Below are 14,444 nucleotides of genomic sequence, written 5' to 3'. Positions count from 1 at the left end.
AGTCTCGCCCCCTCTGTCCGGGTGTCCGTTCAGAGTTGCCTGTCCCGCGCGTTCCTGGCGCCTGAGAGCTTGGCGGGGAGATTGCCCCTTCGGCGCCTCACCACGTGAGGACTCTCACGCGCGGTGTCAACAGCGGGGCCAGTCTAGCCAGTCGCGCGGCACAGTTCACGTTGCGTGCCGGCGACAGGCCGGGAGTATGCCGTGGGGTCAGCTGGTCTTGCGGGCGCGGCGGCGCTTGGACAGCTCGTCGTCGCCCGTCCCGGGCTCCTCGGCGCGCTCGCTCGGCATCGAGGCGAGGGTGCCCTCCACCTCGCGCCACACGCTGCCGACCGCGATCCCGAAGACGCCCTGCCCGCCCCGCACCAGGTCGATGACCTGGTCGTCGGAGGTGCACTCGTAGACGCTGGCGCCGTCGCTCATCAGCGTGATGTTGGCCAGGTCCTGGACCCCGCGCTCGCGCAGCTGGGTGATCGCCACCCGGATCTGCTGCAGGGAGACGCCCGTGTCGAGCAGGCGCTTGATGATCTTGAGGACCAGGATGTCGCGGAAGCTGTAGAGCCGCTGCGTGCCGGACCCCGAGGGGTTGCGCACCGAGGGCTCCAGCAGGCCGGTCCGCGCCCAGTAGTCCAGCTGGCGGTAGGTGACCCCGGCGGCGCCGCAGGCAGTGGGTCCGCGGTAGCCGACGCCCTCCTGGAGGGCCGGCACATCGGAGGTGAACAGCAGACCCTGCTCGGGCGTCGCCGCATCCTGCGGTCCGCGCACTTCGGCTCCAGTGCCCACTGGCACCCCTCCTAGACTACGTTGGTGTGATTCGACGGTAAGCCTTCCGGGGCCCCGGGTCAATGACCGCCACGCGGTCACGCGCCGTCATCACTGCGCCGGATGTTCCTCTCGTGCCCGGTCAGTCCCGTGGTTGCTCCGGTGGGTCCTCCCCGCCGGACTCGAAGTCCTCCGCCGAGACCTGGTCGAGGAACTCGCGGAAGCGCTCCACCTCGTCCTCGTCCTCGACCGCCATGGCCACGCCTGCGGCGTCGAGGACGTCCTCGGCGACCAGGATCGGCGTGGCGGCGCGCAGCGCGAGGGCGATCGCGTCGGACGGGCGCGCGGAGATCTCGATCTTGCCGTCCAGGACGAGGACGGCGTAGAAGATGTTGTCCTCCATCTTGGTGATGCGGACCTCGTCCAGGCGGTGACCGAGGTCCTGGATGAGGGTGACCATCAGGTCGTGCGTCAACGGTCGCGGTGGCTGCACCCCCTGCTGCGCGTAGGCGATCGCCGTGGCCTCCGGGGCGGCGATCCAGATGGGGAGATAGCGCTGCCCCTCGCGCTCGCGCAGCAGCACGATCGGGTTGTTGGTGGGCATCTCGACCCGCACACCCAGGACATCCAGCTCCTTCACCCCTCCAGGCTACTGCGTCTGCCCCAGTCCTGCCCTCACGAGGGCTACGTGCAGGGCCAGGGTGCGTGCCACGATCTCGGTCTCGAGCTGCTCGGGGTCGGCGTCGGCCGCTCCCCGGGCGCGGCGCCGGCGCACCGGCTCGAGGATCTGCTGGGCCAGGCCGATCTCCCGGTCGGCCGCGACCCGGAACAGGCGCAGGTGCCGTGGCTCCAGGCCGTAGGCCGCCAGGGCCGCGCACTCGCGGGCGACGTCGAGGTCATCGGCGGGGTGCCGCCCGGCGGAGTCGGTACGGATCAGGCCGAAGGCCTTCAGCTGGGTGTAGGCAGCGACATCCAGACCGGTGTGCTCGCGCAGCTCGGTGGGGCTCAGCCGGATCGTGCGGCGACGACGCAGCTGACCCGCGGTGGGCAGCCGCACGGCCTGCGCGCCGTCCGGTCCCGGCGAGGCGGGAGCCTCGCCTCCTTCTCCCGTGCCCGCCGGGGCCGGGACGTTCGTCCCCGGGCGCCCCCCGTCCCCACCGGCGGCCCCGTCGGTGGAACGGCCGCCCGGCCCCTCGGCATACGCAGGGTCGTTGGTCTGGGCACCGGGCACGTGCGGATCGACGCCCAGGTCCATCCGGTCCAGCGCCGCCTTGATCACCTTGAGCGGCCAGAACCGGTCCCGCTGCGCGCGCAGGACGAACCGGAGCCGTTCGATGTCCTCGTCGGTGAAGGCCCGCTGGCCGGACTCGCGCCGTTGCGGCAGCACCAGTCCCTCCGTCTCGAGGAACCGGATCTTGGAGACCGTCAGCTCGGGGAACTCCTGCTGCAGCAGCCGCAGCACGGTCCCGATCGGGTGGAGCGTCACTGCCGCCCGCGGTAGTAGACCAGCCGGAACTTGCCGATCTGCACCTCGTCACCCTGCCCGAGGCGCTGCTGGTCGATGCGCTCACGGTTCACGTAGGTGCCGTTGAGCGAGCCGACGTCGCGCACCTCGTAGCCCTCACCGGTGCGGGCGAACACCGCGTGCCGGCGCGAGACGGTGACATCGTCCAGGAAGATGTCGCTGCTGGGGTGCCGACCGGAGCTGACCTCGTCGGCGTCAAGGAGGAAGCGCGCCCCCGTGTTGGGGCCCCGCAGGACGATGAGCAGGGCGGTGCCGGGGCGCAGCGCGTCGACAGTGCGCTGGTCCGCCTCCGACAGGCGCGGCATCTCCTCGTCGAAGGTGTATCCCTGTGCGGGCAGGTCAACGCCCGCCGGCAGATTCGCCGTGGGGTCCACGCCGGACCCGTAGTGCTCGCGCTCCCGCTCGCTCACCAGCTACCTCCTCGTTCGGTGTGCCAAGCCTAGTTGGTCTGCTCCCGGTAGGCGCCGACGTCCAGCAGCCCGTCGAGCGCCGCCTCGTCCGCGACCTTGATCTCCATCATCCAGCCCTCGCCGTAGGGATCGGAGTTGATCAGCTCGGGCGTGGCGTCCAGCGCGTCGTTGACCGCCGTGACCTCCCCGTCCAGCGGCGCGTAGAGGTCGCTGACCGACTTGGTCGACTCGACCTCGCCGCAGGCGTCCCCCGCAGTGATCTCGTCGCCGACGGCGGGAAGGCTGACGTAGACGACGTCGCCCAGGGCGTCCTGGGCGAAGGCGGTGATGCCGACGCGCACGACGCCGTCGCCCTGGTTCTTGACCCACTCGTGGTCGGAGGTGTAGCGAAGGTCCTCGGGGTACTGCAGCTCACTCATGGGGATCCGGTCTCCTCGTCGAAACGTACGGGTGCAGCAGACCCTACTCTGAGGGCACGGGGCGAGCGTACTGAGGCTCCTCGACACGGTGCAACGCGTCGATGACGAGCTGCTCACCCTCGACGACCTGGACGTTGCCACCGATGCCGCGCACACTGTCCGTGAAGCCTCCCGGGATCGCCATGGCACCCGAGAGGGTGTGCGGGTCGCCGATGGCCACGATGCGGAAGGGCGCCTCGACCCGCTGACCGTCGACCAGCAGCGTCCCGTCCTCGATGCCGATCCAGCTGGTGGCGACCACGCGGACCGCACCGATCTGGATCGCCTCGGCACCGGCGTTGCGGAGCTCCTGCATCAGGTCGATCATCATCGTGGGCGTGAAGCCACCCTCCCGTGCCTCGACCGTCATGGTGACCCCCGGGCCCTCGACGGGGACGGTGCCGGCGAGGATCTGGTGGCTGGTCAGTCTCGTGAGGGCCGCCTCCGCGGCCTCGGTGCCGCTGCCCTGCTCCAGTGCCCGCTTGTCGCTCTCGAGGAGCCTGATCTCTGCCTCCAGCGTGTCGGCCCGCTCCGACACGTCGTCGAGCAGGGCGATCAGGTCGGTCTCCCGCAGCTCGTCCAGGGCGACGTCGTTGGCCGCCTGGACCTGGGTGACCAGGGCGAAGCCCACCGCCAGGGTCATCAGGGCGGCGAGCACGTTGCCGGTGCTGAGGCGCGGCCTGACCAGCCGGCCCAGACGTCGCCAGGCGTGTCGCGTGGAGACCGGCATGCTGCTCTGCTGCTCGCTCACCGGCTAGGCCCCCATGAGGTGGCGCCGGATGGCCGCCACGTTGGAGAAGATGCGCAGCCCGAGCACGACCACGACGCCCGTGGACAGCTGTGCGCCCACGCCGAGCTGGTTGCCGAGGAGCACGATGAGCGCAGCAACCAGGACGTTGGACAGCACCGAGACGACGAAGACCTTGTCGTTGAACGCGGCCTCCAGGGCGGCGCGGATTCCACCGAAGACGGCGTCGAGGGCAGCGATCACGGCAATCGGCAGGTACGGCTCCAGCCAGAGCGGCACCGTCGGGGACAGGACCAGCCCGATGACGATGCCTGCGGCGAGACCGATGAGGGGGATCACGAGTTGTCCTCCGTTGTCGCGGTGGTGTCGGGCACGGTAGCCACCCTGGTGCTGAGTCGCGAGGCCGACGGCACGGTGACCTCGTCCTCCGGGACGAGTTTGACGAGGATGCCGTAGTCGGAGCGCAGCTCGGTCAGGTATGTGCCGGTGCCACCAGAGCGCAGCTCGTCGACCAGCTGGTCCTGCGGTCCGATCGCCTCGATGACATAGGGGCGGGCCAGGGCCTTGAGGTCCACGACGATCGCCTGCCCGGCGAACCGGATCGTCGAGGTGGAGGTGAGCCGCTGTCCGTTGATCGCGATGGCCTCGGCGCCCGTCGCCCACAGGCCGTTGACGATGATCTGGAGGTCACGGGAGAAGACGCGGTCGCCGTCGTGGCTGTCGGCGCTCAACGGGGCGTCGTTGAGGGTCAGCACGACTCCTTCTCCGACGACCGCCCTCGCGCCTGCCTGGAGCGCTGCCGCGTCGGCCAGTCCGGGGTCCAGCGGCGGCCGGGCGCGGAGGTCCTGCAGGGCCTGGATCTCCTGCCGGAGGACCTCGATCTGCGCGGCGCGCTCGTCCCCGATCCCGTCCGCGACCTCGATCCGGTGGCTGAGCTCCTCTCTGGTCGTGGCGTCGGCCGAGTCGGGGGTCCGGAGCGTCTGGGCCGCGACCGAGAGCAGGAAGCCGAGCGTGACCGCCGCCACCAGCAGCAGCAGGCTGCGGCCGCCTGTGCTGCGGGGCAACCCGGCTGCCTCACGGGCTTCTGCCCACGAGGCGTAACCGGGGTCCAGGGGTGGGTCCATGACCTCGCGCAGCAGCGCCATCGACGCGGCGGGGTCCCGATCGGGGTCGGCGACACGGTTGCGGAGGAACCTCACGCTCCCACCGCCTGCCACTGTCGTCGCCTGGTGGCCACCATAACCCCGACCTGCCAGGCGTAGACCGCCGCACCGAGCCAGTACAGACCGGTCCCCCACCACGCGAACGCCCAGCCGACCGGGAGCGCGGCGGTGCCCAGCCAGGTGTCGAACTGGCCGAGCAGCAGGAGGGGGAAGGCGTACAGCAGGTTGAAGGTGGCCGCCTTGCCGATGTAGTGGACCGGCGGCACCGGCACGCGGAAGGTGTGCACCGCTGGGTACATCCCGAGGATGAAGGCGTCGCGCGCGATGAGCAGGAGCACGAGCCACCACGGGATGACCTCTCGCCAGGCCAGCCCGAAGAGCGTGGAGGCGATGTAGAGGCGGTCGGCGAGCGGGTCGAGATACTGCCCCAGCTTCGTCACCAGGCCGTAGTGGCGGGCGATCTTGCCGTCCAGGTAGTCGGTGACCCCCGAGGCCATCAGCACCACCAGTGCGAGGACGTCCTGGTGGGTGAGGATCGCCCAGAGGAAGACGGGCACCCCCACGAGCCGGAGCGTGGAGAGCACGTTGGGCACGTTGAGCGCACCCCCTCGGCGACCCCCGTCACCCTGTGTCCTGCTCACGGGCACAGCCTACGTTCCTGAGGGGCCCTGTCCGGTCACCGCCGGGCCGATGAGTATGCCGCGTGGTCCCGGTCCGTAGGGATAGCGGCACGCTCCCGTGCCGCAGACCGCGAGGAGGATCACCATGCGACAGATCAGCACGTGTCTCTGGTTCAACACCCAGGGCGAGGAGGCGGCGAACTTCTACGTGTCCCTCATCCCGAACTCCCGCATCGTCAAGGTCAGCCCCTACGTCGTGGAGACGCCGTCGCCGAACAGGGTGGGCAGCGTCATGACGGTGGACTTCGAGCTCAACGGGCAGCCCTACCAGGCGCTGAACGGCGGGCCGGAGTTCACCTTCAACGAGGCCATCTCCATCGTCCTGGCCTGTGACTCCCAGGAGGAGTCGGACCAGCTGTGGCACGCCCTCGGCGACGGCGGAGAGTTCGGCCCGTGCGGCTGGCTCAAGGACAGGTTCGGACTGTCCTGGCAGATCTATCCGGCCGAGTTCGACGATCTCGTCCAGGACCCCGACCCCGAGCGCGCGAAGGCGGCCATGACCACGATGCTCACGCAGTCGAGGATCGATCTTGCCGAGATCAGGGCTGCCATGCAGGCCGTCGCTCAGTGATCAGTCGCTGCTAAGACCGTGAGAGATCGGGGTAGCGCTGCTCGAAGTCAGGGTCACGGACGCTGTCGGGATCCGCGTCCATGACCACGTTGATGCCGGTCGGGTGGTCGTGCTCGCCGTCGGCACACACGTCGACGGTGCCGTCGATGACAGGGGCATCCGAACGCGGGACTCCGGGCAACGCCGTGACAACCTGCGTCGTGCCACGGGGCCGGGCTGTCACCTCGAAGATCTCCCGTTCGGAGGTGCCGGCACCCGGGCGCCAGCTGACGTCCAGCACGTCGGCGATGACCCGCGTGCCGTGCTCTCGGAGCTGCCTGCGCCGTTGGTGCTCCACGTGCCGGCGCCGGACCGTGCGGACAAACCTGCGGTAGGTGAGAGCCGCGAGGAGCAGGGCGAGGAGGCCGGCGCCCGCCAGGGCGAGCGCGACGATCGGTCGGACATAGCCGATGCCGGCCGCGACGAGGGCGAGCCCGGTGCCGGCGAGGGCCGCCTGCAGACCAACCGTGTGGGGGGCGCCACCGATCGATGACCAGGGGTCGTCCATCGAGAGGAAGATCGAGATGCCGAGCGCGGCGAAGACCGAGAGCACGGCGACGGTGATCCCGAGGCCCTCCCACCCGTCCGCGGGAGGCCAGCGGACCTCGAGGATCCCGATCAGCGCCGGGTTGCGCGCCTCAGGGAGAGGACAGACCCTGGATCCCGTCCCGTTCGAAGAGCATTCCGGGTCCATCTGCGGAATCAGGAACGCGAAGATCGTGAAGGTCGCCAGCGCCGAGAGCGCCGCCACAGCAACGCCCTGAGCCGCCACTGTCCGCCAGCCACCCTCCGGCTCGTGAAGAGTGCGGAAAGGCGACCCCTGCATCTCGCCCCCCGTTCGATCACCGTTGCGATGCCTCGTGCCTCAAGTTTAGGCACCCCGAAGGATGTGAACCTGCGTCCCCCCGCTGTCCCCGCTGAAGCTGGGTCAGGGACAGGTTCGGACTGACCTGGCAGATCTGTCCGGCCGAGTTCGCCGACCGCATCCCCGTGATGCCCCACCGATTCAGGCGCGCGCCCCTTCATGAGGTACATTTCTCGTTGCCCCGCCAGGGGCAGCACGGGCTGTGGCGCAGTTTGGTAGCGCACTTCACTGGGGGTGAAGGGGTCGCAGGTTCAAATCCTGTCAGCCCGACAGATGTGCCAGCTGGCACGGCGCCCAGATCCACTGCAGGTGGGTCTGGGCGCCGTACTGTCGGTCGCCTGCCGTGATGACGCAACCTGGATAGTGTGGTGTCCATGCCACGGGCGCGCTCCTATACCGACGAGGACTTGGTGGCAGCTGTCCTGTCCAGCCACTCCTGGCGCGGGGTGCTGCGGGTTCTGGGCCTCACCGCCACATCGTCGGCCGCCATCCGTTCTGTTCGACGCCATGCCGACGCCCTCCAACTCGACCACAGCCACTTCCGGGGGCAGCGGACCTGGAGCGAGCAACAGTTGCGCACTGCTGTGGCGAAGGCGAGGACCTGGCAGGAGGTCGCTGAATCCCTGGGGTTGAATGGTGGCTCGAGTCAGTCGACCATCCGCGGCCACGTCGTCAGGCTGGGCATCGACGCCGAGCACCTTGCCCCGATCCGGCCGGACTCCCAGCAGGAACTCCCCATGGGCCCCAGCCGGGCGCACCTCTCCCGGTCCGGTTCGCTCCTCGCGGCTGGCTGGTTCTCCCTGTGCGGCTATCAGGTGTCCTGGCCGCTCGAGCCCTGCAGGTACGACCTGCTCGTTGAGCACGCAGGGGTCACGCAACGCATTCAGGTGAAGACCACGACCGTCCGCACAGGTCGATCGTGGACAGTGTGGCTCTCCACAACGGGCGCGGAGAGAGTTCCCTACGCAGTCGACGAGATCGACGCCTTCTTCGTCATCGACGGGGACCTTCGCTACTACCTGATCCCGGTGGAGCGCGCCGGTGGCCTTCACGCGATCCAGTTGTCTGCCTACGCGAGCTACCGCCTGTCCGGCACGCCGGTGCAGTGGCCCTGAAGGTCGGGCTGACCTTCAGCGGCGACGCTTCTCGCGGACCCTGACGGAGATCTCGATCGGGGTGCCGTCGAAGCCGAACTGCTCACGCAGCCGCCGCTCCAGGAAGCGCCGGTAGCCGTGCTCGATGAAGCCGCTGGCGAAGATCACGAACCGCGGCGGCCTGGTGTCGGCCTGGGTCGCGAAGAGGATGCGAGGTTGCTTGCCGCCCCGTACCGGGTGCGGGTGGGCGGCGACGACCTCACCGAGGAACGCGTTCAGCCGGGAGGTCGAGATGCGCTCGTCCCACGACTCGAGAGCCTTCTCCAGCGCGGGCACGAGACGGTTGGTATGCCGCCCGGTCGCCGCGGAGATGTTGACCCGGGGGGCCCAGGTGATCTGCACGAGGTCGCGCTCGATCTCGCGCTCCAGGAAGTGTTGCCTGTCCTCGTCGACCTGGTCCCACTTGTTGTAGGCGATCACCAGCGCGCGACCCGCATCGATGACCTGCTGGATCACGCGGACGTCCTGTTCGGCGATCTTGTCGGCCGCGTCCACCAGCACGACGGCCACCTCGGCCTTCTCCAACGCCGTCTGCGTGCGCAGCGACGCGTAGAAGTCAGCACCCCGGGTCTGGTGGACCCGCCGACGGATCCCTGCGGTGTCGACGAAACGCCACTGCTTGCCGTCCAGCTCGATCAGCTCGTCAACCGGGTCTCGTGTGGTGCCGGCGACGTCGTGGACGACCGCACGGTCCTCCCCCGCCAACCTGTTGAGCAGGGAGGACTTGCCCACATTGGGGCGCCCCAGCAGCGCGACCCGACGCGGGCCACCACGCGGGTAGGCACCGGCCACACCGGAGGTGTCCGGGAGGTTCGCCAGGACGGCGTCGAGCACGTCGCCGCTCCCCCGCCCGTGCAGCGCCGAGACCGGCCAGGGCTGACCGAGGCCCAGGGACCACAGGGCCGCGGCCTCGAGCTCGGTCTTCTCGTTGTCGACCTTGTTGGCCACCAGCACGACCGGCTTGCCCGACCTCCGCAGCAGCCGCACGACCTTCTCGTCCGTGGCAGTCGCCCCGACGGTCGCGTCGACCACGAACATCACGACGTCACACAGCTCGACGGCCACCTCGGCCTGCTCGGCCACCCGCAGGTGGATGCCGGTGGCGTCGACCTCCCAGCCACCGGTGTCGACGAGGGTGAACCTCCGCCCCGCCCACTCCGCATCGTAGGCGACGCGGTCGCGGGTCACCCCGGGGAGGTCCTCGACCACGGCCTCCCGGCGCCCGAGGATCCGGTTGACCAGGGTCGACTTGCCGACGTTGGGGCGACCGACGACGGCGACGACAGGACGGGTCTCCGCCTCGAGGTCCTCAGCGGCCTGGCGCCGACGCCCCTCGACGAGGGCGAGGTCCTCCTCGCTGAGCTCGAACTCGTCGAGCCCGGCGCGCAGGGCCTGCTCCAGGGACGGGTCCGCCTGAGCGACCTCGTCGTGGGTGTCCGGCACAGTCACTGCCTCTCGTCGATGGTGGTGCGGGCCCGCACCTGACGCTTGATGCGCCCCAGCATGCCCACCATGCCGCGCATCCGCAGGGGCGACACGGCCTCGGAGAGGCCGAACCGGTAGGGCGCCTCCTCAGGCACGGCGAGCACGTCGTCCGCACCCAGCCCGTCCAGGCTCTCGTGCAGGATACCGGCGAAGCCCCGGGTGGTCGGCGCCTCCGGCGGCGCAGACAGGAAGATGTGGACCGTGCGCGCGGCGTCCGCGTCGACCTCCACGGCGAGGAAGACGGGTGACTGGCACTCGTCGACCTTCTCCATCTGCTCGAGGCGACCGGCATACCGCTCCGGCAGGTCCGGCAGGTCGTTCGCCAGCTCGAGCAACAGCTGCAACCGCTCCTTCGCCTGCAGCGCGTGGAACTCGGCCGCGAGCTCGGCCATCGCCTCCGGCAGGTCGTCGGTGCGAGCGGATGCGGTGAACTGCCCCGCCATCAGCGCTCCACCGGAGCCCCGACCGAGTTGCCCCACTCGGTCCACGAGCCGTCGTAGTTGCGCACGCGCTCGAAGCCGAGCAGGTGCGTCAGCACGAACCAGGTGTGGCTGGAGCGCTCACCGATGCGGCAGTAGGCGACCACGTCGTCGGACGGGTCCAGCCCCTGCTCCTGCTGGTAGATGGCCTCCAGCTCCTCACGGGTCCGGAATGTGCCGTCCTCGTTGGCCGCCCGACCCCAGGGCACCGACCTCGCGCCGGGGATGTGCCCGCCGCGCATCGCCCCCTCCTGGGGATAGTCGGGCATGGAGAGCAGCTCGCCGGAGAACTCGCCCGGCGACCGCACGTCCACCATCGGCTTGCCCAGGTGCTCCAGCACCTCCTGCCGGAAGGCACGGATGGCGGTGTCGTCCCGCTCGATGACGGGGTAGTCGGTCGGTGTCACCGGACGGACGTCGGTGGTCATCTCCCGGCCCTCGGCGACCCACTTGGCGCGGCCGCCGTCCAGGATCCGCACGTCCTCGTGCCCGAACAGGGTCATGACCCAGAGTGCGTAGGTGGCCCACCAGTTGCTCTTGTCCCCGTAGATCACCACGGTGGTGTCCCGGCGGATGCCGCGCTCGCCCATGACGCGGGCGAACTGCTCACCGTCCACGTAGTCGCGGGACAGCTGGTCGTTGAGGTCGAGGTGCCAGTCGAGCTTGAGTGCGCCCGGGATGTGCCCCGTGTCGTAGAGCAGCACGTCCTCGTTGGACTCGAGCACGACGAGGTTGTCCTCACCCAGGTGCTCGGCCAGCCAGTCGGTGGTCACCAACCGCTCGGGGTGGGCGTATGCCGCCAGCTTGCTCTGCGGGTCGGTCTGGGTGGTCATCGGTTGCCTCCGTCGTCAGGGGTGTGGACAGGTCGCCGGGTGGGGGCGGCGGCGCGCACGGCGTCGAGCACGGCCCCCACTGACTGTTCAAACGTCAGATCGGAGGTGTCGATTCCCACGACGCCCGGCGCCGGCTCGAAGAACGCCGAGACAGTGGAGTCCGCGGCGTCCCTGCGGACGATCTGGTCGTGGGTGGCGCTGATGGCCTCCGCGTCGTCCGTGGCGAACAGCTCCCGTGCACGGCGGGCCAGGCGAGCCTCCTCCGAGGCGGTCAGCAGGAAACGGTGCTCGGCGTCCGGGGCGATCACGGTGGTGATGTCACGCCCCTCGACGACGATCCCGGCACCGGTCTCGCGTGCCTCGGCGATGATCCGGCGCTGCTGGTCGCGCATCGTGGCCCGCACCTCCAGGTTGGTGGCGATGTGCGAGACCTGCTCGCTCACACGGGTCTGCCTGATCGCCGCCGCCACGTCCGTGCCACCGACGTGGACGGTCGGTGCGTCCGGGTCGGTGCCGATCTCCAGGGGGTAGGTGTGTGCCTGCTCCGCCACCTCCTGGGTGTCGGTCAGGTCGATCCCCTGCTGGAGGCACCACCAGGTGAGGGCGCGGTACATCGCACCGGTGTCGAGGTAGGTCAGCCCCAGGCGGCGGGCGACCTGCTTGGAGACGCTCGACTTGCCTGATCCACTGGGGCCGTCGATAGCGATGGTGATCGGGTTCTCAGGCACCGGACAAGCCTATCTGCTGCCGGGGCGTCGCCCGGCCGCGGTCAGAGCCCTGCGGCGCGGTAGAGCCCACCGACCTCCTCGGCGGTCAGCGCACGGGTCCGGCCCGGGCGGAGCTGGCCGAGCAGGATCGGACCGACCTGCACGCGGGACAGCGCCTCCACGGGGTGCCCCACCTCGGCCAGGAGCCGGCGCACCACGTGTTTCTTGCCCTCGTGCAGGATGAGCTCGACGATCGCCTTGCCCGGGGCGGAGTCGATCAGCTTGAACGAGTCGACCCGGACCACGCCGTCCTCGAGCTCCACCCCGGCCCGCAGGATCTTGCCGAGCTCGCGAGGGACGGGGCCCGGCACCCGGGCGATATAGGTCTTGGGCACCTCGTAGGCGGGGTGCTGCAGCCGGTGGGCCAGCTCACCGTCGTTGGTGAGCAGCAGGAGGCCCTCGGTGTCCGCGTCCAGGCGTCCGACGTGGAACAAGCGCTCGTTGCGGGGTGGGAGGAAGTCCGAGATCGACGGTCGGCCGAGCTCGTCGCTCATCGTCGAGACCACGCCCAGGGGCTTGTTGAACGCCAGGTAGACCCTGCTGTCGTCGAGCACGACCCGGGTGCCGTCGACGTGGATGGTCTGTCTCACCGGGTCGACGCGCACCCCGAGCTCGGTGACGATGTGGCCGTCCACCTCGACGCGTCCCTGGGTGATCAGCAGCTCGCACGCCCGGCGGCTCCCGATGCCGGCGGAGGCCAGCAGCTTCTGGAGACGGACCCCGTCGGGGGTGTGCACGTCGGCGCCGGAGTCGTCCACCGGCGGCGGGCTCTTGGGCCGCTTGGGCGTGATCTTGCGCACCGGGCCGGCGCCGGGGCCGACCGGGCGACCGGAACGTCCCCTGGGCACGTGCCGCCCCTTGCCACCCGGGGAGCCACCTCGGCGCTCTCCACCGGAGCCACCTCGGGCTCCACCGGAGCCACCTCTGGCCCCACCGGAGCCACCTCGTTGCTGGGGCGGGTTCATGCGTGTCCTTCCGAGGCGAGTTCGTCGATCACGTCTGCCGACGGCAGGTACGGGGCCAGAGGGGGCAGGTCGTCCAGGCTGTCCAGGCCCATGCGTTGCAGGAACAGGTCGGTGGTGCCGTAGAGCGAGGCGACCCCCGGCTCACCGTCCAGCACGACCTCCTCGATGAGACCGCGGGACACCAGGGTCCGGACGACGCCGTCGACGTTGACGCCGCGGACGGCGCTGACCCGGGACCGGGAGATCGGCTGGCGGTAGGCGATGACCGCGAGCGTCTCCAGGGACGCCTGGGTCAGGCGCGCCTGTTGCCCACCCATGAGGAACTTCTCCACGACCGGGGCGTAGGCCGGCTTGGTGTAGATCCGCCAGCGACCACCCAGGCGGCGCAGCATGAACCCCCGGTGACTGTCGGCATACTCGCTGGCGAGCTCCTCCAGGATCGCGATGACGTCCTCGAGCGGCAGCTCCAGGGCGGAGGCGAGCACCGCCTCCTCGACCGGCTCGTCGATGACCATCAGGACCGCCTCGATGGCCGAGCGGGCGCCACCGGGGAAGTCGTTGATGTCGAAGGCGACCTGCTCGACGGCACCGTCCTCCGTCGCGGTCGGCTCGTCCTGGGGCTCACTCATCGGCCACCTCCTGGCTCACGGGTTCGGTGTCGTCCTCATCGCCCTCGTCGAACTCGTCACTGACCTCGACGGAGCCCGTGGCGGTGCCCGTCCAGTGGACGGTCAGCTCCCCCAGGGCGTCCTCCTGCTCCAGCGAGAGCAGTGACTCGCGGAACAGCTCCAGCAGGGCCAGGAAGCGCGCGACGATGACCAGCGTGCTGTCCGCGTCCGCCACCAGGTCCCGGAAGCTCGCGGAGCCGGTGGCCCGGAGCCGGTCGACCACCAGGGCGGCCTGCTCGCGCACCGACACCTGCGGCGCGTGCAGGTGGGTCAGTCCGACCGTCGGCGGTGGCTTCGGCGTCATCGCGCGGGCCGCGATCATCGCGAGCTGGTCGGGGGTGATGTGCATGACCAGCTCGGGCAGGAGCCGGGTGAACTCGTCCTCCAGCGCCACGTCGCGCGGGAAGATCCGGCCGACCGTCTCCATGCGGGCGGAGAACGCGGCGGCGACCTCCTTGAACGCGCGGTACTGCAGCAGGCGGGCGAAGAGCAGGTCCCTGGCCTCGATGAGCTCGAGGTCCTCCTCGTCCTCCTCGCGCCGGTTGGGCAGGAGCCGGGCGGCCTTGAGGTCCAGCAGGGTGGCGGCGATGAGCAGGAACTCCGAGGCCTGGGACAGGTCCCACTCGTCCTCCCGCTCCTGCGCGGCCCGGATGTGGGCCACGAACTCGTCGGTGATCTTGGCCAGCGCGATCTCGGTGACGTCCAGCTTGTGCTTGGCGATGAGGCCCAGCAGGAGCTCGAACGGGCCCTGGAACACGTCCAGGTGCACCTCGAAGGGAGCCGGGCCGCGGCGGGTGAGCACACCACCGGGCACGACGCCGGCGTCGGGTGCGGGCGACGCTGCGGGGGCGGGCGACGCTGCGTCCGTCGTCACC

Annotated in this window: 19 protein-coding genes, 1 tRNA gene and 1 riboswitch; of the genes, 3 read left to right on the top strand and 17 right to left on the bottom strand. The window is 70.1% G+C overall.

Annotated features, from left to right (window positions below; all coding sequences use genetic code 11):
* Positions 1-39: 39 nt before the first annotated feature.
* A riboswitch (glycine riboswitch) is annotated at positions 40-129 on the bottom strand.
* Between the two features lie 78 nt (positions 130-207).
* From DA085_RS02055 to DA085_RS02015, 9 genes are all read right to left on the bottom strand, one after another.
* Positions 208-762: a MerR family transcriptional regulator gene (locus tag DA085_RS02055; protein ID WP_337189754.1), complete on the bottom strand. Its 555-nt coding sequence runs from the start codon at positions 760-762 to the stop codon at positions 208-210.
* Between the two features lie 139 nt (positions 763-901).
* Positions 902-1,399: a bifunctional nuclease family protein gene (locus DA085_RS02050; RefSeq protein ID WP_109471276.1), complete on the bottom strand. Its 498-nt coding sequence runs from the start codon at positions 1,397-1,399 to the stop codon at positions 902-904.
* A 9-nt stretch (positions 1,400-1,408) separates the two neighbouring features.
* Positions 1,409-2,245 (bottom strand): MerR family transcriptional regulator, encoded by an 837-nt coding sequence (locus DA085_RS02045; protein WP_237565255.1) that lies wholly within the window; start codon positions 2,243-2,245, stop codon positions 1,409-1,411.
* A complete protein-coding gene (locus tag DA085_RS02040) occupies positions 2,242-2,640 on the bottom strand; it encodes an FHA domain-containing protein (RefSeq protein WP_419866495.1) in 399 nt (132 codons plus the stop codon). Before DA085_RS02040 ends, DA085_RS02045 begins: the two co-directional genes overlap by 4 nt.
* A gap of 83 nt (positions 2,641-2,723) precedes the next feature.
* A complete protein-coding gene (gcvH, locus tag DA085_RS02035; protein ID WP_109471275.1) occupies positions 2,724-3,113 on the bottom strand; it encodes a glycine cleavage system protein GcvH in 390 nt (129 codons plus the stop codon).
* 43 nt (positions 3,114-3,156) lie between these two features.
* Positions 3,157-3,903 (bottom strand): DUF881 domain-containing protein, encoded by a 747-nt coding sequence (locus DA085_RS02030; RefSeq protein ID WP_154402069.1) that lies wholly within the window; start codon positions 3,901-3,903, stop codon positions 3,157-3,159.
* A 3-nt stretch (positions 3,904-3,906) separates the two neighbouring features.
* Positions 3,907-4,239, bottom strand: coding sequence for a small basic family protein (locus DA085_RS02025; protein ID WP_109471273.1), 333 nt, complete (start codon positions 4,237-4,239; stop codon positions 3,907-3,909).
* A complete protein-coding gene (locus tag DA085_RS02020; RefSeq protein ID WP_109471272.1) occupies positions 4,236-5,099 on the bottom strand; it encodes a DUF881 domain-containing protein in 864 nt (287 codons plus the stop codon). Before DA085_RS02020 ends, DA085_RS02025 begins: the two co-directional genes overlap by 4 nt.
* Complete coding sequence (locus DA085_RS02015) at positions 5,096-5,704, bottom strand: CDP-alcohol phosphatidyltransferase family protein (RefSeq protein ID WP_237565254.1); 609 nt, start codon at positions 5,702-5,704, stop codon at positions 5,096-5,098. Before DA085_RS02015 ends, DA085_RS02020 begins: the two co-directional genes overlap by 4 nt.
* A gap of 124 nt (positions 5,705-5,828) precedes the next feature.
* Here DA085_RS02015 and DA085_RS02010 point away from each other — a divergent pair, with 124 nt between their 5' ends.
* Positions 5,829-6,314, top strand: coding sequence for a VOC family protein (locus DA085_RS02010; protein WP_109471270.1), 486 nt, complete (start codon positions 5,829-5,831; stop codon positions 6,312-6,314).
* Positions 6,315-6,324: 10 nt separating this feature from the next.
* On the opposite strand, the gene DA085_RS02005 is transcribed toward DA085_RS02010, so the two are convergent.
* Positions 6,325-7,125 (bottom strand): hypothetical protein, encoded by an 801-nt coding sequence (locus DA085_RS02005; protein ID WP_154402068.1) that lies wholly within the window; start codon positions 7,123-7,125, stop codon positions 6,325-6,327.
* A 289-nt stretch (positions 7,126-7,414) separates the two neighbouring features.
* Between DA085_RS02005 and DA085_RS02000 the strand changes: the two genes are divergently transcribed.
* Positions 7,415-7,488 (top strand) — tRNA-Pro (locus tag DA085_RS02000).
* A 104-nt stretch (positions 7,489-7,592) separates the two neighbouring features.
* Complete coding sequence (locus DA085_RS01995; RefSeq protein ID WP_154402067.1) at positions 7,593-8,333, top strand: group I intron-associated PD-(D/E)XK endonuclease; 741 nt, start codon at positions 7,593-7,595, stop codon at positions 8,331-8,333.
* Positions 8,334-8,348: 15 nt separating this feature from the next.
* On the opposite strand, the gene der is transcribed toward DA085_RS01995, so the two are convergent.
* Genes der through DA085_RS01960 form a run of 7 tightly spaced genes read right to left on the bottom strand, consistent with a single transcriptional unit; the run spans position 8,349 to position 14,443 of the window.
* Complete coding sequence (der, locus tag DA085_RS01990) at positions 8,349-9,821, bottom strand: ribosome biogenesis GTPase Der (protein ID WP_109471267.1); 1,473 nt, start codon at positions 9,819-9,821, stop codon at positions 8,349-8,351.
* Positions 9,818-10,300, bottom strand: a complete 483-nt coding sequence (locus DA085_RS01985; protein WP_109471266.1) for a SufE family protein — start codon at positions 10,298-10,300, stop codon at positions 9,818-9,820. Before DA085_RS01985 ends, der begins: the two co-directional genes overlap by 4 nt.
* Positions 10,300-11,169, bottom strand: coding sequence for a sulfurtransferase (locus DA085_RS01980; protein WP_109471265.1), 870 nt, complete (start codon positions 11,167-11,169; stop codon positions 10,300-10,302). Before DA085_RS01980 ends, DA085_RS01985 begins: the two co-directional genes overlap by 1 nt.
* Positions 11,166-11,897, bottom strand: a complete 732-nt coding sequence (cmk, locus tag DA085_RS01975; RefSeq protein ID WP_109471264.1) for a (d)CMP kinase — start codon at positions 11,895-11,897, stop codon at positions 11,166-11,168. Before cmk ends, DA085_RS01980 begins: the two co-directional genes overlap by 4 nt.
* Positions 11,898-11,938: 41 nt before the next feature.
* A complete protein-coding gene (locus DA085_RS01970) occupies positions 11,939-12,901 on the bottom strand; it encodes a pseudouridine synthase (protein WP_109471263.1) in 963 nt (320 codons plus the stop codon).
* Positions 12,898-13,530, bottom strand: a complete 633-nt coding sequence (gene scpB, locus DA085_RS01965; RefSeq protein WP_109471262.1) for an SMC-Scp complex subunit ScpB — start codon at positions 13,528-13,530, stop codon at positions 12,898-12,900. Before scpB ends, DA085_RS01970 begins: the two co-directional genes overlap by 4 nt.
* On the bottom strand, positions 13,523-14,443 hold the full coding sequence (locus DA085_RS01960) for a segregation and condensation protein A (RefSeq protein WP_419866494.1): 921 nt from the start codon (positions 14,441-14,443) through the stop codon (positions 13,523-13,525). The genes scpB and DA085_RS01960 overlap by 8 nt, the downstream gene beginning before the upstream one ends.
* Between the last annotated feature and the right edge of the window lies 1 nt (position 14,444).

Origin of the sequence: Ornithinimicrobium cavernae (genome assembly GCF_003121625.1) — a bacterium.
Taxonomy (GTDB): Bacteria; Actinomycetota; Actinomycetes; order Actinomycetales; family Dermatophilaceae; genus Ornithinicoccus; species Ornithinicoccus cavernae.
The sequence above is the reverse complement of the archived record's forward strand: the minus strand, read 5'-3'. Positions and strand labels throughout refer to the sequence as shown.